Origin of the sequence: Arthrobacter nitrophenolicus (genome assembly GCF_000332815.1) — a bacterium.
GTDB lineage: Bacteria > Actinomycetota > Actinomycetes > Actinomycetales > Micrococcaceae > Arthrobacter > Arthrobacter nitrophenolicus.
Genome location: NZ_AOFD01000050.1, coordinates 1 through 23,032, shown reverse-complemented (window position 1 = coordinate 23,032; position 23,032 = coordinate 1). Strand labels below are relative to the sequence as shown.

At 66.1% G+C, this 23,032-nt stretch carries 29 protein-coding genes and 1 pseudogene; 15 read left to right on the top strand and 15 right to left on the bottom strand.

Annotation, left to right across the window (positions count from 1 at the left end; genetic code table 11):
* Window position 1 precedes the first annotated feature (1 nt).
* The 8 genes from G205_RS15995 (at window position 2) to G205_RS15965 (ending at window position 7,351) form a co-directional block, all read left to right on the top strand.
* Window positions 2–745 (top strand): sulfite exporter TauE/SafE family protein, encoded by a 744-nt coding sequence (locus tag G205_RS15995; protein ID WP_009358902.1) that lies wholly within the window; start codon window positions 2–4, stop codon window positions 743–745.
* Between the two features lie 52 nt (window positions 746–797).
* A complete protein-coding gene (locus G205_RS15990) occupies window positions 798–2,057 on the top strand; it encodes an AGE family epimerase/isomerase (RefSeq protein ID WP_009358901.1) in 1,260 nt (419 codons plus the stop codon).
* A 159-nt stretch (window positions 2,058–2,216) separates the two neighbouring features.
* Window positions 2,217–3,464 carry an MFS transporter gene (locus G205_RS15985; RefSeq protein ID WP_009358900.1) on the top strand — a complete coding sequence of 416 codons (1,248 nt, stop codon included), beginning with the start codon at window positions 2,217–2,219 and terminating at the stop codon, window positions 3,462–3,464.
* 145 nt (window positions 3,465–3,609) lie between these two features.
* Window positions 3,610–4,293 carry a hypothetical protein gene (locus G205_RS21790; RefSeq protein ID WP_009358899.1) on the top strand — a complete coding sequence of 228 codons (684 nt, stop codon included), beginning with the start codon at window positions 3,610–3,612 and terminating at the stop codon, window positions 4,291–4,293.
* A gap of 58 nt (window positions 4,294–4,351) precedes the next feature.
* Complete coding sequence (locus G205_RS23075) at window positions 4,352–4,657, top strand: RNA polymerase sigma factor (protein ID WP_235046986.1); 306 nt, start codon at window positions 4,352–4,354, stop codon at window positions 4,655–4,657.
* Between the two features lie 93 nt (window positions 4,658–4,750).
* Window positions 4,751–4,933: a sigma factor-like helix-turn-helix DNA-binding protein gene (locus tag G205_RS23070; RefSeq protein WP_235046998.1), complete on the top strand. Its 183-nt coding sequence runs from the start codon at window positions 4,751–4,753 to the stop codon at window positions 4,931–4,933.
* A complete protein-coding gene (locus tag G205_RS15970) occupies window positions 4,930–5,745 on the top strand; it encodes a hypothetical protein (protein WP_009358898.1) in 816 nt (271 codons plus the stop codon). The genes G205_RS23070 and G205_RS15970 overlap by 4 nt, the downstream gene beginning before the upstream one ends.
* 184 nt (window positions 5,746–5,929) lie before the next feature.
* Entirely contained in the window at window positions 5,930–7,351 is a 1,422-nt protein-coding gene (locus G205_RS15965; protein ID WP_009358897.1) for an FAD-binding oxidoreductase, read from the top strand.
* Window positions 7,352–7,496: 145 nt separating this feature from the next.
* Here the strand turns inward: G205_RS15965 and G205_RS15960 are convergent, their stop codons facing one another.
* The 9 genes from G205_RS15960 to G205_RS21950 all read right to left on the bottom strand — a co-directional run bounded on the left by G205_RS15960 (window position 7,497) and on the right by G205_RS21950 (window position 13,189).
* Window positions 7,497–8,846, bottom strand: coding sequence for an alpha-L-fucosidase (locus G205_RS15960; RefSeq protein ID WP_009358896.1), 1,350 nt, complete (start codon window positions 8,844–8,846; stop codon window positions 7,497–7,499).
* Window positions 8,847–8,912: 66 nt separating this feature from the next.
* Window positions 8,913–9,155, bottom strand: a complete 243-nt coding sequence (locus G205_RS23065; protein WP_235046984.1) for an ABC transporter permease family protein — start codon at window positions 9,153–9,155, stop codon at window positions 8,913–8,915.
* Complete coding sequence (locus G205_RS15955) at window positions 9,104–9,811, bottom strand: carbohydrate ABC transporter permease (RefSeq protein WP_235046982.1); 708 nt, start codon at window positions 9,809–9,811, stop codon at window positions 9,104–9,106. The genes G205_RS23065 and G205_RS15955 overlap by 52 nt, the downstream gene beginning before the upstream one ends.
* Window positions 9,801–10,724, bottom strand: coding sequence for a carbohydrate ABC transporter permease (locus tag G205_RS15950; protein WP_009358895.1), 924 nt, complete (start codon window positions 10,722–10,724; stop codon window positions 9,801–9,803). Before G205_RS15950 ends, G205_RS15955 begins: the two co-directional genes overlap by 11 nt.
* 55 nt (window positions 10,725–10,779) lie before the next feature.
* Window positions 10,780–11,052 (bottom strand): type 2 periplasmic-binding domain-containing protein, encoded by a 273-nt coding sequence (locus G205_RS22155; RefSeq protein WP_009358894.1) that lies wholly within the window; start codon window positions 11,050–11,052, stop codon window positions 10,780–10,782.
* Window positions 11,049–11,570 (bottom strand): ABC transporter substrate-binding protein, encoded by a 522-nt coding sequence (locus tag G205_RS23525; RefSeq protein WP_200859175.1) that lies wholly within the window; start codon window positions 11,568–11,570, stop codon window positions 11,049–11,051. Before G205_RS23525 ends, G205_RS22155 begins: the two co-directional genes overlap by 4 nt.
* Window positions 11,510–12,031 (bottom strand): type 2 periplasmic-binding domain-containing protein, encoded by a 522-nt coding sequence (locus G205_RS23520; RefSeq protein ID WP_200859174.1) that lies wholly within the window; start codon window positions 12,029–12,031, stop codon window positions 11,510–11,512. The genes G205_RS23525 and G205_RS23520 overlap by 61 nt, the downstream gene beginning before the upstream one ends.
* A 220-nt stretch (window positions 12,032–12,251) precedes the next feature.
* Entirely contained in the window at window positions 12,252–13,031 is a 780-nt protein-coding gene (locus G205_RS15940) for a FadR/GntR family transcriptional regulator (RefSeq protein ID WP_009358893.1), read from the bottom strand.
* Window positions 13,028–13,189: a hypothetical protein gene (locus tag G205_RS21950; protein WP_160166615.1), complete on the bottom strand. Its 162-nt coding sequence runs from the start codon at window positions 13,187–13,189 to the stop codon at window positions 13,028–13,030. Before G205_RS21950 ends, G205_RS15940 begins: the two co-directional genes overlap by 4 nt.
* Window positions 13,190–13,212: 23 nt before the next feature.
* On the opposite strand from G205_RS21950, the gene G205_RS15935 reads away from it, so the two are divergent.
* From G205_RS15935 to G205_RS15910, 7 genes and pseudogenes are all read left to right on the top strand, one after another.
* Entirely contained in the window at window positions 13,213–14,598 is a 1,386-nt protein-coding gene (locus G205_RS15935; RefSeq protein WP_009358892.1) for an L-fuconate dehydratase, read from the top strand.
* Window positions 14,595–15,023, top strand: coding sequence for an RbsD/FucU domain-containing protein (locus G205_RS15930; protein ID WP_009358891.1), 429 nt, complete (start codon window positions 14,595–14,597; stop codon window positions 15,021–15,023). The genes G205_RS15935 and G205_RS15930 overlap by 4 nt, the downstream gene beginning before the upstream one ends.
* A gap of 13 nt (window positions 15,024–15,036) precedes the next feature.
* Complete coding sequence (locus tag G205_RS15925) at window positions 15,037–15,924, top strand: amidohydrolase family protein (protein WP_009358890.1); 888 nt, start codon at window positions 15,037–15,039, stop codon at window positions 15,922–15,924.
* 2 nt (window positions 15,925–15,926) lie between these two features.
* A pseudogene (locus tag G205_RS23845) lies at window positions 15,927–16,073 on the top strand (aldo/keto reductase); the annotation flags it as partial.
* Window positions 16,074–16,162: 89 nt separating this feature from the next.
* Entirely contained in the window at window positions 16,163–16,897 is a 735-nt protein-coding gene (locus G205_RS15920) for an aldo/keto reductase (RefSeq protein WP_009358889.1), read from the top strand.
* 58 nt (window positions 16,898–16,955) lie between these two features.
* A complete protein-coding gene (locus G205_RS15915) occupies window positions 16,956–17,801 on the top strand; it encodes a fumarylacetoacetate hydrolase family protein (RefSeq protein ID WP_009358888.1) in 846 nt (281 codons plus the stop codon).
* 27 nt (window positions 17,802–17,828) lie between these two features.
* Window positions 17,829–18,587: an SDR family NAD(P)-dependent oxidoreductase gene (locus G205_RS15910; RefSeq protein WP_009358887.1), complete on the top strand. Its 759-nt coding sequence runs from the start codon at window positions 17,829–17,831 to the stop codon at window positions 18,585–18,587.
* Between the two features lie 72 nt (window positions 18,588–18,659).
* Here the strand turns inward: G205_RS15910 and G205_RS15905 are convergent, their stop codons facing one another.
* The 6 genes from G205_RS15905 to G205_RS15880 all read right to left on the bottom strand — a co-directional run bounded on the left by G205_RS15905 (window position 18,660) and on the right by G205_RS15880 (window position 22,916).
* A complete protein-coding gene (locus G205_RS15905; protein ID WP_009358886.1) occupies window positions 18,660–18,866 on the bottom strand; it encodes a hypothetical protein in 207 nt (68 codons plus the stop codon).
* 23 nt (window positions 18,867–18,889) lie between these two features.
* Window positions 18,890–19,630 carry a dienelactone hydrolase family protein gene (locus tag G205_RS15900; RefSeq protein WP_235046980.1) on the bottom strand — a complete coding sequence of 247 codons (741 nt, stop codon included), beginning with the start codon at window positions 19,628–19,630 and terminating at the stop codon, window positions 18,890–18,892.
* A gap of 51 nt (window positions 19,631–19,681) precedes the next feature.
* Complete coding sequence (locus G205_RS15895) at window positions 19,682–21,043, bottom strand: MFS transporter (protein ID WP_009358884.1); 1,362 nt, start codon at window positions 21,041–21,043, stop codon at window positions 19,682–19,684.
* 73 nt (window positions 21,044–21,116) lie between these two features.
* Entirely contained in the window at window positions 21,117–22,028 is a 912-nt protein-coding gene (locus G205_RS15890) for a hydrolase (RefSeq protein ID WP_009358883.1), read from the bottom strand.
* A 270-nt stretch (window positions 22,029–22,298) separates the two neighbouring features.
* On the bottom strand, window positions 22,299–22,652 hold the full coding sequence (locus G205_RS15885; protein WP_009358882.1) for a GNAT family N-acetyltransferase: 354 nt from the start codon (window positions 22,650–22,652) through the stop codon (window positions 22,299–22,301).
* A 63-nt stretch (window positions 22,653–22,715) separates the two neighbouring features.
* Complete coding sequence (locus G205_RS15880; protein WP_009358881.1) at window positions 22,716–22,916, bottom strand: hypothetical protein; 201 nt, start codon at window positions 22,914–22,916, stop codon at window positions 22,716–22,718.
* Window positions 22,917–23,032 lie beyond the last annotated feature (116 nt).

Genomic DNA, 23,032 nt, shown 5'->3' with positions numbered 1-23,032 from the left:
GGTGCTGACGACCGGGCTGGTGCTGGGCGCCGTGGTGGTGGGGGCCGGGATGCAGCGGATCACCGGCATGGGCTTTGCCCTGGTGGCCGCCCCGTTCCTGGTCCTGCTGCTGGGCCCGGTGGAAGGGGTGGTGCTGGTGAACGTGTGCGGGGCCGTGACGGCCGGCGCCATCATCTTCCGTGTGGTCCGGGACGTCGACTGGCACCGGTACCTGTGGCTGGCGGCCTCGGCCCTGCTCGGCATCATCCCGGCGGCGTTCCTGATCCGGCTCATCCCGGCAGCGGTCCTGGAGATCTCCATCGGGGTGATCCTCGCCGTCGGGCTGACCGTCCTGCTGGTCCTCAAGTCCGCCACCCTTCCGCCGCGGCGGCGCTACCTGCTCACCGCCGGCGGCCTGAGCGGCTTCATGAACACGGCCGCCGGCGTGGGCGGCCCGGCGGTCAGCATGTACTCCATCGCCACCCGCTGGCAGCATAAGTCCTTCGCTGCCACCATGCAGCCCTACTTCTTCACCATCGGCGCACTGTCCCTGATCTCCAAGGCGGTCACCGCCCCGGCCACCTTCCCCGTCCTGCCCTGGGGCATGTGGGTGGCCGTCGCCGCCGCCTGCCTGGCCGGGCTGGTCCTGGGCGACGTGGCCGCAAAGTTCGTCCCCGCCCGCGCGGCGCAGATCCTTTTGATCATCCTGGCCTACCTGGGCGCGGCCGCCACCATCATCCGCGGCGTGCTCGACGCCATCGGGTAGCCCCTCCAACCGACACAACCACTTCGCACCTGCACCAGAGAGAGGAAACAACATGACGTGGCTGAACAGCGCCGCTCACGCACGATGGCTCGAGGCCGAGACGGACCGGCTGATCAATTTCGCCGCGGCATCGAAGGTGCCCACGGGATTCGGCTGGCTCGACAACTACGGCAAGGTGTTCGCCGACAAGCCGACCCATCTCTGGATTACCGCGCGGATGGTCCACAGTTTTTCCGTCGCCGCCCTGCTGGGACGGCCCGGGGCCGGGACCCTCGTGGACCACGGCATCGCGGCGCTCAACGGCGTCTTCCATGATGACGAGTTCGGCGGCTGGTATGCCGAGGTCAACGACAACGGACCGGTGAACGACACCAAATCCGGCTACCAGCACTCCTTCGTGCTCCTCGCCGCCGCCAGCGCTGTTGCCGCAGGGCGCCCCGGCGCGCAGGAACTGCTGGACAAGGCGCTGCACATCGCCGACACGAAGTTCTGGGACCACGAGGCCAACATGTGCTTCGACTCCTGGAACCGGGACTTCACCGAAACCGAGGCGTACCGCGGCGGGAACGCGAGCATGCATTCGGTGGAGGCGTACCTGATCGTCGCCGACGTGACCGGGGAGAACCGCTGGCTGGAACGGGCCCTGCACATCGCCGAGGTGCTCATCCACCAGTTCGCGCGCAACAACAACTACCGGGTGTTCGAGCACTTCGACCCGGAGTGGAACCCGATGCCGGAGTACAACACCGATGACCGGGCCAGCCAGTTCCGTGCGTACGGCGGCACCCCAGGCCACTGGGTTGAGTGGGCGCGGCTGCTCCTCCACCTCCGTGCCGGGCTCGAAGCCCGTGGACTGGCGGTCCCGGGCTGGCTGCTGGATGACGCCCGCGGCCTGTTCGACGCCGCCATCCGCGACGCCTGGCAGCCGGACGGGAACCCCGGCTTCGTCTACACGGTGGACTGGGAAGGCAAGCCGGTGGTCACCACCCGCATCCGCTGGGTGCCCGCCGAGGCAATCGGCGGAGCGGCAGCCCTCTACATCGCCACGGGTGAACAGCAGTATGCGGACTGGTACGAGCTGATCTGGGACCACGCCCGCGACTGGTTCATCGACTACGAGCACGGATCCTGGAAGCAGGAACTGGACGAGAAGGGCAACGTCACCTCCACCGTCTGGTCCGGAAAGGCGGACATCTACCACCTCTGGCACTGCCTGGTGGTCCCGCGCCTTCCGCTGGCGCCCGGGCTCGCCCCGGCCGTGGCGGCAGGCCTGCTGGACGCCCGGATCAGTGCACCGGGGGCGGGCAGGTAACGGGCTGGCAGGCACAGCCGGGACATAGCCGGGAAGGCGCGTGAAGGGGCCGTTGTCATGTACGTGACAACGGCCCCGATCCTGTAAATTTAAGGGAGGAATTTGTCCGGCCAACAACGCCGCGTTCCGCCCCCTCCCCCTTGAATGGATCCCTTTCGCATGCCTTCCGCGATGCCCGCGCCCGCCCCTGCCCGATTCCCCTATGCCGCGATGGCGGTCCTGGCCACCATCGCCTTCACCGCCATCACCACAGAGCTGCTGCCGTCCGGCCTGCTGCCGCAGATCAGCAGCGGGTTGAACGTGTCCGAGCCCGTGGCCGGCTACCTTGCCGCCGCGTACGCCGCCGTCATCGTGGTCACGGTAGTTCCGGCCGCGCGGCTGCTGGCGGGGATCCCCCGGCATGCCCTGCTGGTGGGCCTGGTGGTCACGTTCGCGGCCAGCAACGCCTGGGTGGGCCTCGCCCCGGACTTTACGACGGCGATGATCGCCAGGATGGTGGGCGGCCTGGCGCACGGCCTGCTCTGGACCACCATGGCGCCGTTCGTCACCCGGGTGGTTCCGGCGGACAAGGTGGGCAAGGCCCTGGCCATCGTCTTCAGCGGCAACAGCCTGGGGCTGGCCATCGGTGCGCCGCTGGGCACCGCGCTGGGCGGGTTCCTCGGCTGGCGGGCCGCGTTCCTGGTGCTGGCGGGCTTCGGCCTGGTCCTGGCGGTCCTGGCCTTCTTCCTCCTGCCGCGGGTCCGGCGGATCTCCGACGCTGCCCGCCCCTCCATGCGCCGTGCCGTCGCCCAGCCCGGGGTGAAGGCGGTGGCCACCGCCTGGCCGCTGCTGGTCCTGGCGCACTTTGCGCTGTTCACCTACATCGCCCCGTTCGTCCGCGAAGCCGGCCTGCCGGACTACGCCATCAGCCTTTCCCTGACCGTCCTGGGCGCCTCGGGCCTGCTGGGAATCTGGGTGGCGGGCCTCACCGTGGACTCGCATCCGCGGCGTTCGCTGATCATCACGACGGCGGCTATCGCCGCGTCGATGTTCCTGTTGCCGCTGGCTTCGGGGAACCTTCCGCTGGCCCTGGCGCTGATGACGGTCTGGGGTGCGGGGCTGGGGGCCATCGGCATTTACAACCAGGCGGCCATCCTACGCGCCGGCGGCGAGTACCAGGAGGCGGCGAACGGCCTCACCGTGCTCACCATCCAGCTGGGCATCACAGTCGGCGCCCTGTATGGCTCCGGCGCGTTGGTTGCCGGCGGTCCGCTGCTGGTTCCGATTGCGGCAGCGCTGCCGGTGGTGGCCGCGCTGGCCATCACCCTTGCCGGCAAGCGGCATGCCTACCCGCCGGGGCCCCGGGAGCAGGTGTGGCTGGAGCCCCGGCCGGTAACGGAGCACGTGCGCACACCAATGCGTGACTGACTCCTGCATGACTATGGAAATGACAACTTAGTCAAAAAATTCATGCTGACCCGTAACCTCTGTGACCGGAATTTCGATTCATACAGTAGCGGGGGAAAACCGCAGTTGATCGCAATCTATGAAAATTTCGACAACGGAGGGTCTCATGTCTTTCTTCACGTATTCCGGCAACAAGCTGGCCGCCACCGTGCTCGCCGCGGGTGTGCTGGTGGTCGGCGGGACGGGGGTGGCGGCCATCGCCGACTCGCTCCCGGACGCCCCCTCGGTGACGGCTGAGTCGCCGTCGCCCACACCCACTGCCACTGCCACTGAAACGGAGTCCCCGGAGCCCAGCCCCACGGCAACCGAAACCGAATCTCCGGAACCGAGCCCCACGGCAACGGAAACCGAATCCCCTGAACCAACCCCAACCGAAACAGAGACGGCCTCGCCAAGCCCGTCGCCCACTGAAACGGAGGAGCCGGACCCGGAACCCACCTCTGATGGCGGCGGACCTGACGCCACCGGCCCGGCTGCGTACGGACTGTGCAACGCATTCAGCAACGGCGGCCTGAACGAGACCTCCACCGCCTTCGCGGCACTGGCGGAGGCTGCGGGGGGCGAAAGCGGCATTGAGTCCTACTGCGCCACCGTAGCTGCTCCCGAGGACGACGCGGATGAGACCGTCGACGCTCCGGAGGAACAGGAACCGGCCGAACAGCAGGTCCAGGAGCAGCAGGTCCAGGACCAGCGCCAGGGCGCCGGGCAGGGCCAGGGCGCGAACAACGGATCCAAGTCCGATTACGCCAGCGGCAACTCCGGTGGCCAGGGCGGCCGCGGCCAGCGGTAGCCTGTCAGCAGGGACGGTGCCGCTCCGGGATTTGCTCCCGGGGCGGCACCACAGGCAGGTGCCCGCCCGGGCAGCCGCCGCAGGGGGATGGATGCACAAGCTCAAGGATGAGGCAGCGACGCGCGGTCACGCCGACGAGGGCACCTTTTGTGCTGTCTACCAGGAGTTTTCGCCCGCGGTTCTGAGCTATCTCCGCTCGCGCGACGTTGAGGACCCGGAAGCAATGACCCAGGAGGTCTTCCTGGCTGTCTATGCCAGGCTTGGCGACCTGCACGGCGGGACCAAGGGACTCAAGTCCCTGGTGTTTTCCATCGCCCATGCCCGCTACGTGGATGAGCACCGGCGCCGGGTGAAAGCGCCGTGAACCACCGGGTACGACCCCGAATCCGACCCCCGCTGCAGCACCTCGGCGGAGGACCAGCTGCTGGCGGCGGAAGGCTCAGACACCGTGAAGGCGATGCTCGGAACGCTGGAGCACGACCAGCAGGAAGTCATTGCGCTCCGCGTGGTGGCGGACCTCTCCGTGGAAACCACGGCGGAAATCATGGGGAAGACGCCGGGAGCAATCAAGCAGCTGCAGCGGCGGGCACTGTGCCGGCTGAGGAAACTTCCTCCCACCTTGAGAGAAGGCACGCCATGACCAGCCAGGACCACCGCCACCAGCGCGGGCTCGAGGACGAGCACAGCGTGGACGCGCTGCTGGCCGAAACCGGATTCCAGGACGACGCGGAACTGCGGGACGTGTTGCTGCAGATCCGTGGTCTCCGGACACTCGACGTTCCGCCGCCGTCGGCCGGACTTGCTGCGCTTATGGATCAGGACGCATCACCGGGGGACGTGGTCCGGCCGCTTGCTACCGCTGCCCGGAAACGGAACCGGGCTGTCTTCACGTCGCTGGCGGTGGCCGCTTCGCTCGGCATCGCCGGCGGTGCAGCGGCGGGAAATGAATCGCTGCGGCACGGCGCGGAGGGAACCATCAGCACCGTTGTGGGGTGGCTCCTGGCCCCGGCCCCCGCGGAGCCGCCGCCCGCAGTGCCCCCGGAGGCACCCGGCACAGGCGCCGCCGTCGTACCCGCTCCTGTTCCCACGCCTCCGCCGGGAAGCTTTCCTGCCGGTCTTGTCCCCGACGCCGGCCCTGCCCAGTCCGGGGAGCTGCCCGCCGCGGGACCGGAGGTGGTGCCCGCCCATCCCGTTCCGGCCGGCCCGCCGGAGTCCCGCGCGGAGCCACCCGCTGTCCTTCCCGATCCTGCAGGCAACCCGCCGGAGGTTCCGGGCCAGCACCCTGGACCCGGAAACCCAGGGTCAGCCGCCAAACACGAAGGGCAGCCGCCGGCCGCCACGGAGCCACCGGGCCAGAACGGCGGGGCCACGGCGGACCAGCAGGATCCTTGTAAGCCGGGCCCTGACGTCCCACCGCCCCTTCCACCACGCAACCCGGACCCGGCGCGGTAGCGCGGACGCCGGTTATCCGCCGCGCCCGGGGCTCGTGCGTTCCTGACACACGCTATTGACCGCCCTTGTAGCCCGCCAGATACTTGGAGTGCCGTTGCCAATCGTGCCTGTTGAAGGCGTGCTCTCCACATCCAACCCAGCCGGATCAACGAGGACCCGGCACCCTATCTGGCGAGGTCAGACCATGGAACAAGGCCATTCAGAAGACCGGATCAACGCAGCGCTGTCGGAGTTGCGCGGCCAGCTCGGCGGCAGCCTGCTCCAACCGGGCGATGCAGGATACGAGGACGCGCGCCGGGTCTGGAACGGCATGCATGACCTGCATCCCCGGGCCATCGCACTGGCAGGTTCTGTGGCGGACATCGACCCCGTCCTGGCAGCAGCCCGCAGCACAGGACTGGTCCTGGCGGTGCGGGGAGGCGGACACAATGTGGCCGGCCACGGGAGCGTGGAAGGCGGCCTGGTCCTGGATCTGGGCAGGCTGCGCGAGGTTGCGGTGGATCCGGTCACCCGCCTGGTCACCGTGGAGCCGGGTGCAACCCTGGCGGACGTGGACAGGGCGACCGTGGAGCACGGCCTGGCGGTCCCCATCGGCGTCATCAGCGCCACGGGCATCGCCGGGCTGACGCTCGGCGGCGGCGTCGGCTGGCTCACCCGCAGCGATGGGCTGGCGCTCGACAACCTGAACTCCGTGCACATCGTCACCGCCGCGGGCGACCACCTGCGCGCCAGCGAGCATGAGAACGCGGACCTGTTCTGGGGCGTGCGGGGCGGCGGCGGCAATTTCGGCGTGGTTTCGGCGTTCACGTTCCGGGCACGGCCGCTCCCCCAGCCTGTCCTGGGCGGGAACCTCTTCTACGCTCCGGAGCACTGGAAGGCTGCGCTGGCGGGTTTCGAGACCTGGAGCCGGGGCCTGCCGGACGAGATGAACCCGATTGTCAGCTTTATTGCCTTTCCTGCGGAATTCGGGCTGGGCGACGCCGTGTGGATGGTCATCGGGTGCGCCTGGGCGGGCGCGGACCACCAGCCCGGACTGGACCTGATCGACCGGCTGCGGAGACTCGCGCCGCCGGACCAGGAAGAGGTGGGCCCGGTTTCCTGGCTCGAGTGGCAAAGCGCCATGGACAGCCTCTTCCCCACCGGCTCACGGGGCTACTGGAAAAACGTCTCCTTCTCCCGGCTGGACGGGGAGGTCATCGACGTGGTGGCAGGCATAGCCTCAGAGGTGCAGTGGCAGGGCACCGGCATCGACATCCACCTTCTGGGCGGGGCCTTCAGCCGGGTCCCGGAGGAGTCCACCGCCTACCCGAACAGGTCCTCAAGGTTCCTGATGAACGTCTACGGCTTCTGGTCGGACGCGGACGACGACGTGCGCCTCACCGAGTTTGCGCGGCAGGCACACGCGCGGATGCAGCCCTTCGCCGAACAGGGTGAATACCTGAACTTCCTGGGCGGCGAGACCCGCCAGGACCCGCAGGCCGCACGCCTGACCTACGGGGCGGACAAGTACGGGAACCTTATTGACCTCAAGCAGCGGTACGACCCCGGCAACCTCTTCAGCCGGAACCACAACATCCAGCCGCGCCAGCCATCCACGGCCCCGTAGCATCCGCTGGGCAGCGCGGAGAAGGTAAGCGCACCGGGCAGAAGCTCACCACGCCCGGCTCGCTGATGTACACCTAGGGCCCACGACGGCGGCCCTCCCCTTTATAGGGACGGCCGCCGTCGCGGAGGTAATCATCTGTCCTAGGCTATCCCCGGGGGATGCGGACGATGACCGGTCCGAGTCGGTCCGCGGTCAGCGTCACCTTCAGTACCTGGCCGTCGAAATCCACGGATCCGCCGGGCCCTGCCAGTGAGGCCTTCGCCAGGGCGAACCGGTCCGGCCCCAGTTCGAGTGCAGCCTCAGCTCCCTCGCCTTGTGAGTCAACAAAAGCCACAACCTCCGTCCCCCGGTCCACCCAGCGGATCCAGGGATCACTCTGGCTTTCTGCCGGAGCGTCCTCGAGCGGCCGTCCGCCCACCAGGTACTGTTTGGCGTTTGCCATCCAGCGTCCAAGGTCGGTGAGCGCCTGGCGCTGGATCTCGGGGATGGTGCCGTCGGCCCGTGGGCCCACGTTCAGGAGGAAGTGACCACCGCGGGAGACGACATCCGTCAGGTGGCGTGCCAGCTGCTTTCCCGTGAGTGACTGCTCCGGGCCTTCCACCTGGTTGTAGCCGAACGAGAAGCCGATGCCACGGCAGTTTTCCCACTGGGATTCGGACTCCGACTGGGAGGAATGCTCATACTCACTTGTTGCGTAGTCCTTGTGCGTGGCGCCCCAGCGGTCGTTGACCACGCCCTCCGGGTTGGTGGAGTAGAAGTGCTGGAAAAGCGTGCCAAGCCCATGCCCGCCAAAGTGCTTGCCGGCGTCGGGCCATTCGATGTCGTTCCACAGGACATGGGGACGGTATTTGTCCACCAGGTCCACGACGTGGTTGTATGCGTACTCGGCATAGCCGGCGTCTTTGGGCCTGGCGGTGTCATGGACGCTTTCGCTGGTGATGTGCGGGGGGAAGGGCCGCACGTGCCAGTCCAGCCCGCCCGAGTAGTACAGGCCCAGCTTCAGGCCCTTGGCCTCGACAGCACTTGCGATCTCGCCGATCAGGTCCTTCCGGGGACCGCGCCGGACGGTGTTCCGCTCCCCCGTTCCGGGAGCATCCCAGAGGGCGATGCCGTCGTGGTGCTTGGTGGTGGGCACCACGTAGTCCGCGCCCGCAAACTTGAACAGCTCCACCCAGTCCGCGGGATCGAACTGTTCCGCTTTCCACTGGTCCAGGAAGTCGTCGTAGTCCCCGCCGCCGTAGGTCTCCTTGTGGTACTGCTGGGCAGGACTGCCGTCAATGCGGATGGTGTTGTAGTACCACTCCGCGTAAGGATTATGGGTGAACCATTTCCTGTCATCGTCGATGGTGCCCAAGGCTCCGATGGGTTCCGCCCAAGCCGGGACTGAATAGGCACCCCAGTGGATGAAGATGCCGAACGGAGAGTTCTGGAACCACTCCGGCGTGGGGCGGGACAGCTGCTGCCATTCTTCAGGGCTGGCCGATTCATTGGTCATTCTGAACTCCATTCTTGAGGTGGAAAAGTCGTGGAAACGGGAAGCAGGGTTAGTGGACGGGGCGGGTCAGCGTCCGCCGAAACCGCCCATACTGACGCCTTTGACAAGCTGACGCTGCAGGAGGATGACCACCAGCAGGCTGGGAAGCACTGCCAATGTTGCTGCGGCCATAAGGGGTCCCCAGTCGGTCCCCCTCTCACCCGAAAACATGGACAGGCCCAGCGGGATGGTCGCCTGCGAGACGTCGTTGATCACAATCAACGGCCAGAGGAAGCTGCTCCAGTAGTCGATGAAGCTGAAGACTGCCACCACTGCAAGTGCGCGCGAACGAGCGGCAGGATGACGCTCCACAGGATGCGGATCGAGCCTGCCCCGTCAATCCGGGCTGCTTCCTCGAATTCCTCCGGCAGGGAAAGCAGGAACTGGCGGATCAGGAATGCCCCGAAGGCCCCAAACGCGAAGGGGACAATGAGGGCCGTCGGCGAATTCACCAGCTCCAGCTTGTTCATCATGATGTACAAGGGGATAACCAGGACTTCCTGGGGCAGCACCAGTGTTCCCAGGAAAACCAGGAACAGCTTGTCCCGGTGCTTGAACTGCATCCTTGCGAAAGCGTATGCGGACAGCAGGGACACCACCGTGGTCAGCGCTGCGCCGGCAATAGCCACCAGGAAGCTGTTGATGATGACCCGGCCAAAGGGGATGGCCGTCCAGGCGGTGACATAGTTGGACCATTCCACCCTTGAGGCCAGGAAGCTTGCCCCGGTGGAGAAAATTTCCGAGGTGGGCTTGAGGGACGTGGCAAGCATCCAGAGGAACGGGAAGAAGAAGACCAGCCCCACCAGGATGGCGCCGGCACGGCTGATGTAGTGCCCCGGGTGCTTCTTTTTCCGCATGCCTGGGCTGTGCCGACGATGGGTGGTGGGCTTGTCCGTGGCCGGCTTGGCCAGCGTTTCAGTTGTCATAGTTGACCAGCCTCTTCTGCTGGGAGAACTGCAGGGCGGTGATGAGCATGACGATCACGAACAGCGCCCAGGCGAGCGCCGAGGCGTATCCGAGTTTGTCGAAGGAAAAACCGTTGCGGTACAGATAGAGCACGATCGTGTTGGTGGATTCGCCCGGTCCACCGAGTGTGAGCAGGTAGGGCTGGGTGAACACCTTGAACGACCCGATGATCGTCATCACCGTGCAGAAAAAGAGCGACGGCGAGAGCATGGGAAGCACCACCCGGAAGAACCGCTGCCACGCACCTGCGCCGTCGATGCGTGCCGCTTCCAGCAGGTTGGGCGATATGCCGTTCAGCCCGGCGCCCAGGACGATGATGTTGTACCCGATGCCCTGCCATACGGACATGGCGATCAGGGATCCCATGGCCAGTTGGCTGTCACTCAGCCAGGACGGGCCGTCGATGCCGAAGTTGGCGAGGAAGCTGTTCACCACGCCGTCATCGGTCAGCATCAGGCGCCACACCAGTGCGTTGGCCACCATGGGGGTCACCACCGGGATGAAGAACAGGACCCGGAAGAAGGGTCCCCAGCTGCCGAGGTGGTGCAGCCAGGTGGAGACGGCCAGCGCCAGGACGAGGTTGAGTACGGTGTAGCTGACGGCAAAGAACAAGGTGTTGCCCAGGACTGTCCAGAACACCGGGTCCCCGGTGAGCATGCGGGCGTAATTGTCCAGCCCCACGAATTCAGGCGCGCCGAACAGCGGCCAGTCGAACAGGCTGATCACCAGGGAGGCGACGAGCGGCAGCACGATAAAGACCAGGAAACCGAGCATCCCGGGGGCGAGGTAGGCTGCGGCCAGCCGTCCATGCCCGGGAGTACCGGCCGGCTTCCTTCCGTTTTTGACAGCAAGCGTCGGTAGAGCAGTCATCATTGACCTTTTCCGTGAAGGGGGCAGACTCCCGGCGGGAGCCCGCCCCCGGGGAAATTTACTTGGCGGAGTTCATGATCGTGGCGAGAAGTTCCTCTGCGGTCTTGCTGCCGCGGAAGCCCTCCCCGGAGTATTGCGTGAAGGTTGTTTCCACCTGGTTCCAGTTGGGCGTGGTGACCAGCGGGCGGCCGCTCTCCAGCAGGGCTTCCACCACCGCCACATCAGCTTCCGGCTTGTTGCCGGCCCAGTCCTTGACCGCCGATTCCACGGACGGCACTGTTCCGCGGGCTGCACCCACGGCGCCGACCACCTCAGGCGTGGTGATCTTCATGATGTTCTGGAACGCTGCTTCCTTGTCCTTGCAGGATGCGGCAATGGCGAACGCGGAGCCTGGATCATGCCGATGCTTTTACCCGACTCGGAAGGGACCACGGCGATCCCTACCTTGCCCTGGGTCTTGGTCGTGAGCATGTCATACATCCAGGGTCCATCAATGATCATGGCCGCCTTGCCACTCATGAACTGCTGCTCCGGGACGTCGGTGCCGTCGGATGCCTGCGGAGCGTTGGCTACCTTCTCCTTGGCGGCAAGGTCGAAGGCGAATTGCTGGTCCTTCACCAGGCCTTCATTGGTCAGCTCCAGCTGCCCGTCCTTGACAGGCTCGTTGCCGTTCGCGAACGCAATTGGCAGTCCCGGCCCGGAGCCGAAGCCGGGCGGAACGGCGAGACCGGCCACACCGTCCTTGGTCAGCGCCTTCAGGTCTGCGACGAACTGGCTGGTGGTGTAATTCAGTGTCGGTTCCTTGACGCCCGCCGCGGCCAGGAGGTCCTTGTTGTAATAAAGGACCACAGGCTCTGCGTCGTAGGGGATGCCCCGGAGGTCCCCTCTACCGTCAGGCCGTCAATCATCGCCTTGTTGTACATGGAAACGTCAATGTTGTTGCTCTTGACCAGGTCGTCCAGAGGAACGGTCAGGTCCTTGAGTTCCTGGGCCCGGGCTGCCTGCGTGGTGATAATGCATGGGGCGCCGGAACTCGACAGCCGGGTCTTGACCTTCGTCCAGTAGTCGTTGAAGCTCGGCCCCTCGAGGGTCAGATTGAAGTCGGGATCCTTCTCCTTGGCGGCGTCGATAAACGCCTGCCACTGCGCCCGGTCGTTTTCGTTGGTGATCCAGGTGTACATCGAGGAGGCTTCCTTGCTCTCCCCCGATGACCCTGCACTTGAAGAACCACAGGCAGTGAGCGCGGTGGCAGCAACCGCGGCCGCCGCTGCTGCACCGAGAAGACGGCCGGTAACGCGTTTGTTCAACACGGTGAATGTCCTTTCGTAGCTGGGGACAAAGGCTGCCCGGCGACGTCCTCGTTGCCTGGCTGATGTGATCCCCGCAACCTTTGTATAACCAACAGAATGACCCGCACCCGCAACGGAAGTCAAGGAATCATCTGATCTTTCTTTGCATCAAAACCAATTGCCGCGTCGAATAGTCGCAGTTTGATCCGCATTTGGTAAACAAGGTCAGACGAATAGCAGGTTATCGAACAGCCTCACTGTCAGCCAAAGCCCCCAGCGGATCCGCCTCGCGCCCTTCAAGCCCGGACTCCGGAATGGCGGTCACGTAGTCCTCGACGGCGTACAGGTGGTTTGCCATCCGCGTCCTGGCCCGGTCCACGTCGTGCCGGCGCAGCGCCTCCAGAATGCCAAGGTGCTCACGGTGCGTGGCGAGCAACCCCTCATTGTCATGGATGGAACGCCACATGCGTCCCCGGATGGTGTTGGTGGACACGGTTTCGATCAGCGCGGAGAGCACATGGTTGGCCGACGCCTCCGCAACCAGCCGGTGGAACTCCACGTCGCATTGCATGGCAGCGGCATGGTCGATCGGTGCGGCGTGGATTGCGGCGTGGGCCCGCTCCAGGATGCGTTCAGCTGCATCGAGCTGCTCCTCGCCGATCCGGATGGCAGCCGCCGCCGCGGCCTCGGTCTCCAGCGCCCGCCGGACGGTGTGCACCTGGTTGGCCCGCTCGCCATCCTGCAGTCCCACCCAGAACTCCATCGCCGAAAGCAGTGCAGCGGGCTCAAGCCGGGTCACGAAGGTGCCTGCCCCCTGCCGGGTTTCCAGGATGCCCATGGTGGACAGTGCACGGACACCTTCCCGAAGCGAGCCGCGGGAGACCTGCAGTTCGGCAGCCAGGTCTTTCTCGATGGGCAGCCTGTCTCCGGGCCGGAGCCGGCGGGAGGACAACATCCGCTTGACGCCGGAGATCACAACGTCTGTCTGCGACATCGAACCGTTGGATGTACCACTGGTCATGGCAGCCGCCTTTCTGGGTGCACTTTCAGGGGGCTTCGCCCCATTTCTTCTTTCATCAGATGTATTGCTTGGAAAAAGGATGATGGTCCTATATTCTCATCAAATACTTCCAAATACATCAGATGATGCTCGCAACGTTGCTGGACCATCTTCTTCATAGCCTGAACCTGGAGGGCTCACCTTGCCACACATCACCGGATATGACGTGTTCGACGTGCGTTTTCCGACTTCGCTGACTGCCGACGGCTCGGACGCCATGAACCACGACGCCGACTACTCTGCAGCCTATATAGTCCTCACCACGGATGATCCTGCCGTTTACGGCTGTGGTTTCACCTTCACCATCGGACGAGGCAACGAAGTCTGCGCTGCGGCCATGGAGCTTCGGGCCCGCCCCCTCCTGGGACGGGATATCGACGCAGTCTGTGGAAGCCTTGGAGGGACCTACCGCAGCCTGAAACAGGATTCGCAGCTCCGCTGGCTCGGTCCGGACAAAGGCGTGGAACACCTTGCCCTGGGCGCCGTAATGAACGCGGTATGGGACCTGGCGGCACGGCGGGCAGGAAAACCGCTGTGGCGACTCCTGGCGGATATGCCGGCCGAGGACATCGTCGACGCCGCAGACCTTACGTACCTCTCGGATGCGCTGACCCGGGAGGAGGCCTTGGAGATCCTGGCCCGGCTGGCTCCCACCCGGGGTGAACGCATCCAGCAGCTGACCGAAAGCGGCTACCCGTGCTACACAACGTCTGCAGGCTGGCTCGGCTACTCTGACGAAAAGCTCCGGCGGCTTTGCCAGGAGGCCGTGGACCAGGGGTACCGGCACATCAAGCTCAAAGTTGGCGCATCACTGGAGGACGACATCCGCCGCCTCGGAATCGCGCGCGAGGTAATTGGACCGCAGGGCAACCTCATGATCGACGCCAACCAGGTATGGGACGTCCCACAGGCCATCGACTGGGTCAAGCAGCTGGCGGAATTCAATCCGCTCTGGATCGAGGAGCCCACCAGCCCAGACGATGTCCTTGGCCACGCGGAAATCCGCAGGGCCGTCCAGCCGATCGGGGTGGCCACCGGGGAGCACGGCATGAACCGCGTGCTCTTCAAGCAACTTTTCCAGGCCGGGGCAGTGGACTACTGCCAGCTGGACGCCTGCCGGCTGGCCAGTGTGAACGAAGTGCTTGCCGTCCAGCTGATGGCAGCCAAGTTCGGTATCCCGGTCTGCCCGCACGCCGGCGGCGTGGGCCTGTGCGAACTTGTCCAGCACCTCTCGATCTTTGACTTCATCGCCATCTCCGGCGACCTCACAGGCCGGGTCACTGAATTCGTGGACCATCTCCACGAACATTTTGTTGATCCGTGCATCGTCCGGGACGGTGCCTACGTCATGCCGGCAAACCCCGGCTATTCGGCGGAGCTCAAGGCACAGACACTGCAGGACTATGCCTTTCCCTGGGGCGACTATTGGGCCGGAACGGACGCAGGACGTGCGGAACAGGAATGGCGGACCGGCAGCGCTGGCCGCGGCATTGCGTTCGCGGGTGCACGGGCTAAGGCTGAGGCATGATCAACTACACCCTGACCCACCCGGGCCTGCTGGCTGCACTCGCCGAATCCGGCCACGGTTCGCAGATCCTTATTGCTGATGCCAACTACCCCCACAACACAGGTGCGCCAGCGTCGGCACGACGGATAGCCTTGAACCTGCGGCCGGGCCTGCTGACAATCGACCAGATCCTTGACGTCCTGATCGACGCCGTCCCCATCGAGGCGGCAGCCGTGATGACGCCGCCCGACGGGAGCTGGACGGAGGCGATCAAGGGTTACGGTCAGTCCCTGGGCGGCGCTGTCCCCGTCACCTCGTACCAGCGTTTCGATTTTTATGATGCGGCGCGTTCACCGAATGTGGCTGTCGTCATCGCCAGCGGCGATACCCGGCACTATGCCAACCTGCTGCTGACAATCGGTGTCCGGCCCGAAGCCACGGCATAGTGGAGGCCCCTGCATGAAGGTCATAGATTCGCACGTCCACGTTTGGGACCCGGCAGTACTCGCCTACGACTGGCTGGCCAACAACCCTGCCCTGAACCGGCCCTTTCTTCCGCAGGACCTTCCGCACACTCCAGCCAACACCCTGGCGGCCGTATTTGTGCAGGCAGACTGCCGGGACGACCAGGCGCTGAAAGAAGTGGACTGGGTATCCGGCCTGGGCAGCAGCTGGCCCACTCTGGCCGCAATCGTGGCCTTTGCCCCGGTCAGCAGCGGGGACAGCGTGGCCGAGGACCTTGACCACCTGCTGCAGCGCCCTTTGGTCCGCGGAGTGCGGCAGCTCCTGCAGGACCGGGACGAATCCTTCGTGCTGCATCCGGACATGCTTGCCGGCGCGCGGCGGGTGGCCGAAGCGGGCCTTGCCTTCGACGCCTGCATCCGCACCGGCCAGCTTGCCGCTCTGACCGCGTTCGCCGACCGTGCGCCCGCGCTTCAGATCGTGCTGGACCATATGGGAAAGCCACCCATCGCCAGCGGCGCCTTCACGGAGTGGAGCAGCGGGATGCGTGAACTTGCCCGCCGGCCCAACGTCGTCGTCAAGATTTCCGGAGCCGGCGCAGAATCCGACCGGACCCGGCCAACCGGGCCACAGGCACTGCCGTACATCAGGGAAACGCTGCACCTTTTCGGTGCCGACCGCTGCATGCTTGGGAGTGACTGGCCCGTCTCACTGACAGGAGCGGCCGCCTACCAGGAGTGGATCACCACGGCAGAAACAGCGCTGGCCGGTGCGTCCGAAAGCGAGCGCGAAAGTGTCTCCTCCGGGACCGCGGCCAGGGTGTACCGGTTGGCGGAGGGAACAGAACAGGCCATTACGGAAGCCAGGAAACAGGAGAAGGACTGAGAATGCAGGCAGAAACCCGCACCATCCCCGGTACCGGCATTTCCCTGCCGGTGCTCGGCTTCGGGGCAGCGCCCATTGGCAACCTGTACCGGCAGGTGCCGGAACAGGAGGCGGCCGACGCCGTTGCCGCCGCCTGGGAAGGCGGCATCCGCTACTTCGACACCGCACCGCACTACGGGCTCGGCCTTTCGGAGCGCCGCCTTGGGGCGTCCTGGCCGGCCAGGACCGCGGCACCTACGTGCTCAGCACCAAAATTGGACGCTTACTGCGGCCAAATCCGTTCCCGCACGGCAAGGACACCGAGGGCTTCGACGTCCCTGACGATCTCATCCGGGTCCGCGACTATTCCCGCGACGGTGTGCTGCGCTCCATCGAGGAAAGCCTCAAGCGGCTGCGAACCGACCGCATAGACATCGTCTACATCCACGACCCTGACGATTACTGGACCGAGGCGGTGGAAGGTGCGGCGCCTGCCCTATCAGCCCTGCGGGATGAGGGCGTGATCCGTGCCTGGGGTGCAGGCATGAACCAGGCCGGCATGCTCCACCGCTTCGTCACCGAAACAGACATAGACATGGTGATGCTCGCCGGCCGGTACACACTGCTTGAGCAGGGCGCGGCAGCGGACCTGCTCCCGGCCTGCCTTGAACGCCAGGTGGGCGTGGTGAATGTTGGCGTCTTCAATTCAGGCCTGCTTTCCAAGGAGCGGCCCGCCAGCGATGCCACCTACAACTACGCCCCCGCCCCGCCGGAACTCCTGGACAGGGCGAACCTGCTGGCGGACATCTGTGAATCGCACGGGACCACGCTGCCGGCCGCAGCCCTTCAGTTCCCCTACCGCCATCCCGCCGTAACGGGTGTGGTCCTGGGCATGCGGACGCCGGACCAGGTGAAGCAAAACCTGGACCTGGCGGCACAGTCCGTCCCTGAGTCCCTCTGGGACGAACTCCGGGACCGCGGCCTGATCACCTGACCGGGACACCCGGCTGACCTCGGCAGTAGCCGAACAAGCACCAAGGAAAGAAGGACCAATGCAATTTGCGCGCATAGGTGAGCCGGGCAAGGAAGTCCCCGCCCTGCTGCACCAGAACAAGTACTATTCGCTGGAACCGGTGGCGAAGGATATCGACACCGACTTCTGGGAATCGGACGGACCGGGGCGTGCCGCCGCTGCCCTCGCCGCGGGGGAGCTGGATGAGCTCAGCGTTGACGGCGCCAGGATCGGGGCACCCATCGCCCGGCCCTCGTCCGTCATCTGCGTAGGCATGAACTATGCAGCGCACGCCGCCGAATCAGGGTCCGCACCCCCGACGGTGCCCATCATTTTCCACAAAGCACCCAACACCGTGGCGGGGCCCTACGATGCCGTGGCCATCCCCCGCGGCTCCACCAAGACCGACTGGGAAGTCGAGCTGGGCGTCGTCATCGGCCGCCGGGCCTCCTACCTGGAGTCGCCACGGCAGGCACGGGACCACGTTGCAGGCTACGTCACCGTCAACGACCTCTCCGAACGCACCTTCCAGCTCGAGGTATCGGGCGGCCAGTGGTCCAAAGGCAAGAGCTGCGCCGGCTTCTGCCCCACCGGCCCCGTCCTGGTGACCCCCGACGAAGTCGATCCCTCCGACCTAACGCTGCGCAGCTGGGTGAACGGCGAAATCCGCCAGGACTCCTCCACCCGGGACCTCATTTTCGGCGTGGAGCAGATCATCTACGACCTCAGCCAGTTCCTGGTCCTTGAACCCGGCGACCTCATCTGCACAGGCACCCCCGAAGGCGTTGCCCTGTCCGGCAGGTTCCCCTACCTCAAACCGGGGGACGTCGTCGAAATCGAAGTCGCCGGGCTCGGACGCCAGCGGCAGGAATTCTTCCAGGGCTAGCCGCCAGGGACACGAAAGGAACAAACAATGGAGTTTGCGGGACTTAAGGCGATCGTCACCGGAGGGGCGTCGGGCATTGGCGCCGCCACCGCCGCGCTGCTCAAGGAGCGCGGCGCCGCTGTAGCGGTACTGGACCTGCAACCGGAGCAGGCGGGCCACGGCCTTATCGCCATTCACTGCGATGTTTCCGACGACGGCTCTGTCCGCCGCGCCGTCAAGGAGGCGGCGGACAGGATGGGCGGCATCGACATTGTGGCCAACAACGCCGGTGTGGGTGCCCAGGGCACCATTGAATCGAACGACGACGACGAATGGCATCGGGTCTTCGACATCAACGTGATGGGGATGGTCCGCGTTTCACGGGCCGCCCTCCCGTACCTGCGCGAGTCCAGCCATGCTGCCATCGTCAACACCTGTTCGGTGGCCGCGACGGCCGGACTCCCCCAGCGTGCCCTCTACAGTGCCACCAAGGGGGCGGTGCTTTCGCTTACATTGAGCATGGCAGCGGACCACCTGCCCGAAGGCATCAGGGTCAATTGCGTGAACCCGGGCACCGCGGACACACCGTGGATCGGCCGGCTCCTGTCCACAGCCCCGGACCCGGCAGCGGAGCGTGCGGCGCTGGAGGCGCGGCAACCCCATGGCCGGCTGGTCACGCCGGAGGAGATTGCGGCCGCGATCGTCTATCTGGCCAGTCCCCTGGCGGGTTCCACCACCGGCGTCGATCTCGCAGTGGACGGCGGCATGCAGGCATTGCGCTTGCGGCCCCGTCCCGCCGCATCGTAGGCACACCAGCAGTAGCACTTATGGCCCCGCTGAATCCACGAGGCAGCCCACCTGCAGGGAACGGTTCCAGATCTAGGTCCGCCGCGTGCCGTCCCACCTGCGCTGGCGCAGCTTCCGGCTGGCCACCAGGGAGCCGCCCATGAACAGCACGCCCAGGACCACCGCGGCCACGCCCACGTAGAACCAGCCGCCCCGGGTGAAGACCATCAGCGCAACACCGATGATGCCCAAGCCCTTGGCGGCGATATCCAGGTACAGCTGAACCTTCGGGGAGTCCATACGTCCACGATAATCCCGGCGGGCTAGTCCCTGAGGCTTCTGTCCAGGAACGCCAGGGTCCGGGTCCACGCGTCCTTCGCGGCATGGGCGTTGTACCTGGCGGGGGTGCTGTCATTGAAGAAAGCGTGACCGGTCCGGGGATAGACGACCGCTTCGAAATCCACGCCCGCGGCGGACATTTTCTTCTTGAGCTCCGGCAGTTTGTCCACCAGCGCCCGGTCCTGTTCGCCGTAGAAAGCGAGGACGGGACAAGTGATCCGGCGCAGCTCTTCCCCGGTGAAGTCGGCGCTGCCGTAAAACGGCACCGCCGCACGCAGCCGGGGCTCGCGGGTGGCCAGCGCAAAACTGTAGCCGCCACCGAAGCAGAACCCCGTGACTGCCACCCGGCCGGCCAGGCCCGGTATTCCTTCCAGGTGGTTGAAGCACACCTGCAACGCCTCGAGGGTCCGTTCGGCAAATTCCGGCGAGTCCAGCGGGGACGTCAGCTTCCGGAGCCTCGGCTGGACCTTGCTGCGCTGTTCGGGGTCAGGATCTGCGAGGGCCCGCAGCACCTCCCCGGCCACCTCGGGCGTCATGCCGATGTCCGTCATGACATCGGGCACCAACACCAGGTAGCCCTCGGCGGCGTACCGGTCCGCGACGTCCTTGATGTGGTCCACCAGGCCCCAGATTTCGTGGATCAGCAGCAGGCCGGCCTTGGGCTGGCCTGGGGGTTCGCTGATGTAGGCATGCACCGACGTTGCTGCGTTTCCCAGAGTCATCATGTTTCCCATGGGGCCAGCATGGCACGCTGTCCCAGCGCTTCCTAGGGGTTCCTACGCTTCCCGCTGCCGCCACAGCAGGCTGACGCCGAACGTCACCACGCACAGGACCAGCATGGCCAGCACCATCCGCCCCCAGCTTTTCTGGTCCACACCGCCGGCCGCGAAGACGCCGATCATCACGGTGGCGGTGATGGCACCGACGTACCGGCAGGTCTGGTAGATTCCTGCGGCCACCCCGCGCTCCTGCGGCCGGACGGACACGAACATGCCCTGGTTGGAGGCGATCCCCACTGTTCCGTAAGGCACGCCCATCAGGGCGGTCATCACCACCACCAGCGGGATCGCCAAGGTGCCCGTCAGCAGCCACATCAGGCCTGCCACAGCGGTTAGCAGGACGACGCCGGCCAGGAGCACGCGCCGTACCCCGAACCTTCCCATCGCCTTGACCGCCCACGGCGTGGCAGCCACGGACATCGCGGCGAGCGGCAGCATCAGCAGGCCTACGACGCCGGGATCATAGCCGCCGGCTTCCTGCAGCAGCTGCGGCAGGCCGAAGAAGACGAAGTAGTAGACGCTGCTGAACACCGCGAAGGCCAGGTACACCAGCATCAGCGGCCGGTTCCGGCCGAGCAGGCGGAGGTCCAGGAACGGCCGGCTGAAGCGGAGCTCGCGCCAGGCGAAGAGGGCGCCGATCGCTGTTCCGGCGCCCAGCATCCACCAGCGGTACCCGGGCAGCACATTGAGCGCGGCCATCATCACCAGCATCATCGCGGCCACGAACGCCAGGATCCCGGGAATGTCGGAGTCCCGCAGCAGTTCCGCCACGCTCCCCCGCTCCCGGGCCTCGTCCGGCGGCGCCGCCCGCCGCACGATGAGCAGCGCGGCCAGCGCGAGCGGAACGTTGACCAGGAACAATGCTTCCCACCCCACCAGGCTGACCAGCAGTCCGCCGACAACGGGCCCGACGGCGGCCGCGGACGTGTTTGCCATCTGCAGCCGTCCCAGCGGGCGGGCCGGCTCCATCCCGGCGCGGTGCGCGATGGCACCCACCATCACCACCGCGCTTGGGTAGGCGGTGGCCGTGCCGAGCGCCATCACCGCCCGGGCAACGCAGAGGAGGGCGAAGTTCGGGGCGAACGGCGCCAGCGCACAGGTGACGGCCACCAGGGCCATGCCCAGCATGAACATCCGGCGCGGCCCGAACCGGTCCGCCAGCCTCCCCATCACCGGCTGGCCCGCCGCGGAGGCCAGGTAGAAGGAGGTGACCACCCAGGTGACGGCGGCGACGTCGAGCCCGAAATCGGCGCGGAGCACCACCAGGGCCACGGCGATCATGGAGGAGTTGAGGGGGTTCAGTGCCGTGCCCAGACTGAGGCCGGCGACGGCCAGGGCAGTCCGGGGGTTGTTGCTCACGGTAACAGTCTGGTGCAAGGTGCGCCCGGGACGCGACTTTCGCGGTCCGGAGGGTCACCCGGCCGCTGGGCTGTTACTTCCCGGCCGGGGTCAGCGGGAACAGGGCGTCCTCAACCGTGCCGGTCAGCTCCCGGATGAGCTCCGCCTGTTCCGGTTCCTCGAAGCCCTCGGGGTTTTCGGTGTAGATCACCAGCGCGAAGGTGGAGCCGCGGTAGGTCAGGAGCGCGGCGTCGTGGAGGTCCCCGTCCATCTCCCCGTATTTGTGCTGCACCTCGATGCCGGCGCGGGACCCGGCGGGGATGAGGTCATCGTTGTTGGTGTCCTGCATGTAGCCCAGGAGCTCGGCCGTGTTGGCTTCGTTGAGCAGGTCCCCCGCATGCAGTTTCTTGAGGACCAATGCCATGTCTGCGGCGGTCAGCAGGTTCTGTTCCGGATCGTAGGTGACGCCGATCGAGGCCGCATAATCAATCAGCCGGGGATAGCCCACGGCGTCCATCAGCAGCAGCCACGAATCATTGTTGCTCTGGTTCACCATGGCTTCCATCTGGAAGGCGGCGTCGTAGTCCCCCATCGGGTCATCGAGGCCGGCTTCCCCGGTTTCGACCAGGTGGTAGAAGGCTGCCGCGGTGATCAGCTTGGCGGTGCTGGCGGCCGTGAACACGTCTGTGTCACCGAACGTCAGAGCGGCGTCGCCCGAGACGTCCGCCAGCGCGACGCCGATCCGGTAGTCGCCGGCTTCATCGAGGATGGACTCAACCTTGTCCTGCAGCGAGTCGGGCGCGGCAGCCACCGGTTCGGCCGGGACGGGGGCGGCGGCCGTGGGGGCTGCGGTGCCGCCGAACGGCTCGGACCGGACCACGGCCAGGGCGGTGGTGGCCACGATGACCAGCGCGACGGCGCACAGCAGGAGCGCCACCTTCTTCCGGCCGTGGCGGACGGGACGAACTTCCTGCTCTACCCGCGGCTCTACTGGGTGCACCGGCATAGGGGCTCCTGTCACAACTCAACAATCTGGGCATCACGTCCCAGCACGCGATGTGATGCCGATTAGATCACCAGTTGTTGGGAGCCGGCTGATAGCCCGCCGGAGTGTTGCCCGGGTCGATTCCGACACGGCAATTCACTTTCGACCCGCAGGTTCCCTGTCGCGGCCCAAATTTCAGGGGCGCCAGGGAATCTGCGCGTCGAAAAGCAGAGTCTGCGTCGAAAGAGGATGTGCGCGTCGAAAACCAGGATGCGCGTCGCAGGCCTGCAGCTACGCCCTTGTCCGGGCTGCGAGCGCCGTGTCCAGGAACTCCAGGTGCGCCGGCTTCACCGCAGCCACGCTGCCGGCGTATTCGGGGTGCTTGGCAAGGAACTTCTTGATGAACGGGCACACGGGGACAATGCCCGTTCCGGCGGCCACGGTCTCGTCCAGGGCCACCGTGGCCAGCCGGCCGGCCAGTCCCTGTCCCCCGTATTCCTCGTTGACCACCGTGTGGTAGAAAATCCGCTGCGGCGACCCGCCGCCGTCGTACGCCTTGTACGCGGCCTTCCCGATCACGTTGCCGGCGTCGAGTATTTCGAAACGCTCGCGTTCGGCGTTGTGGCGGATGGTGATGTCACTCAAGGGGATCTCCTTCGATGCGGTGTGGCCTCTGCACAGCCTAACGCCGGAGTTGCCCCCGCTATTTCAAGGCGCGGCTCCGTTGCCCTGCTGGCGCACCAGCCCGTGGGGAACGGCCGGGTGGGCCCGCACCACGTAGCTTCCCTCGCCGACCTCCGTGACCATGATGCCGGTGCCATACCGGTTGGCGGCTTCCTCCACCATCCGGACCGCATCGGCCAGCGCCGCGGAGGCCTCCTGCGGCTCCCGTACCCGGACTTCCACCATGCCCGTGCACCGCGTTTCCTTTGCTGGCTCCGCGGCGGGCATGGATCCCGCCCGGGCCGGCCTAGCCACGGGCGGCCCCCATGCCGGGCACGACGGCGGCTTCCGCGGCGGGTGCC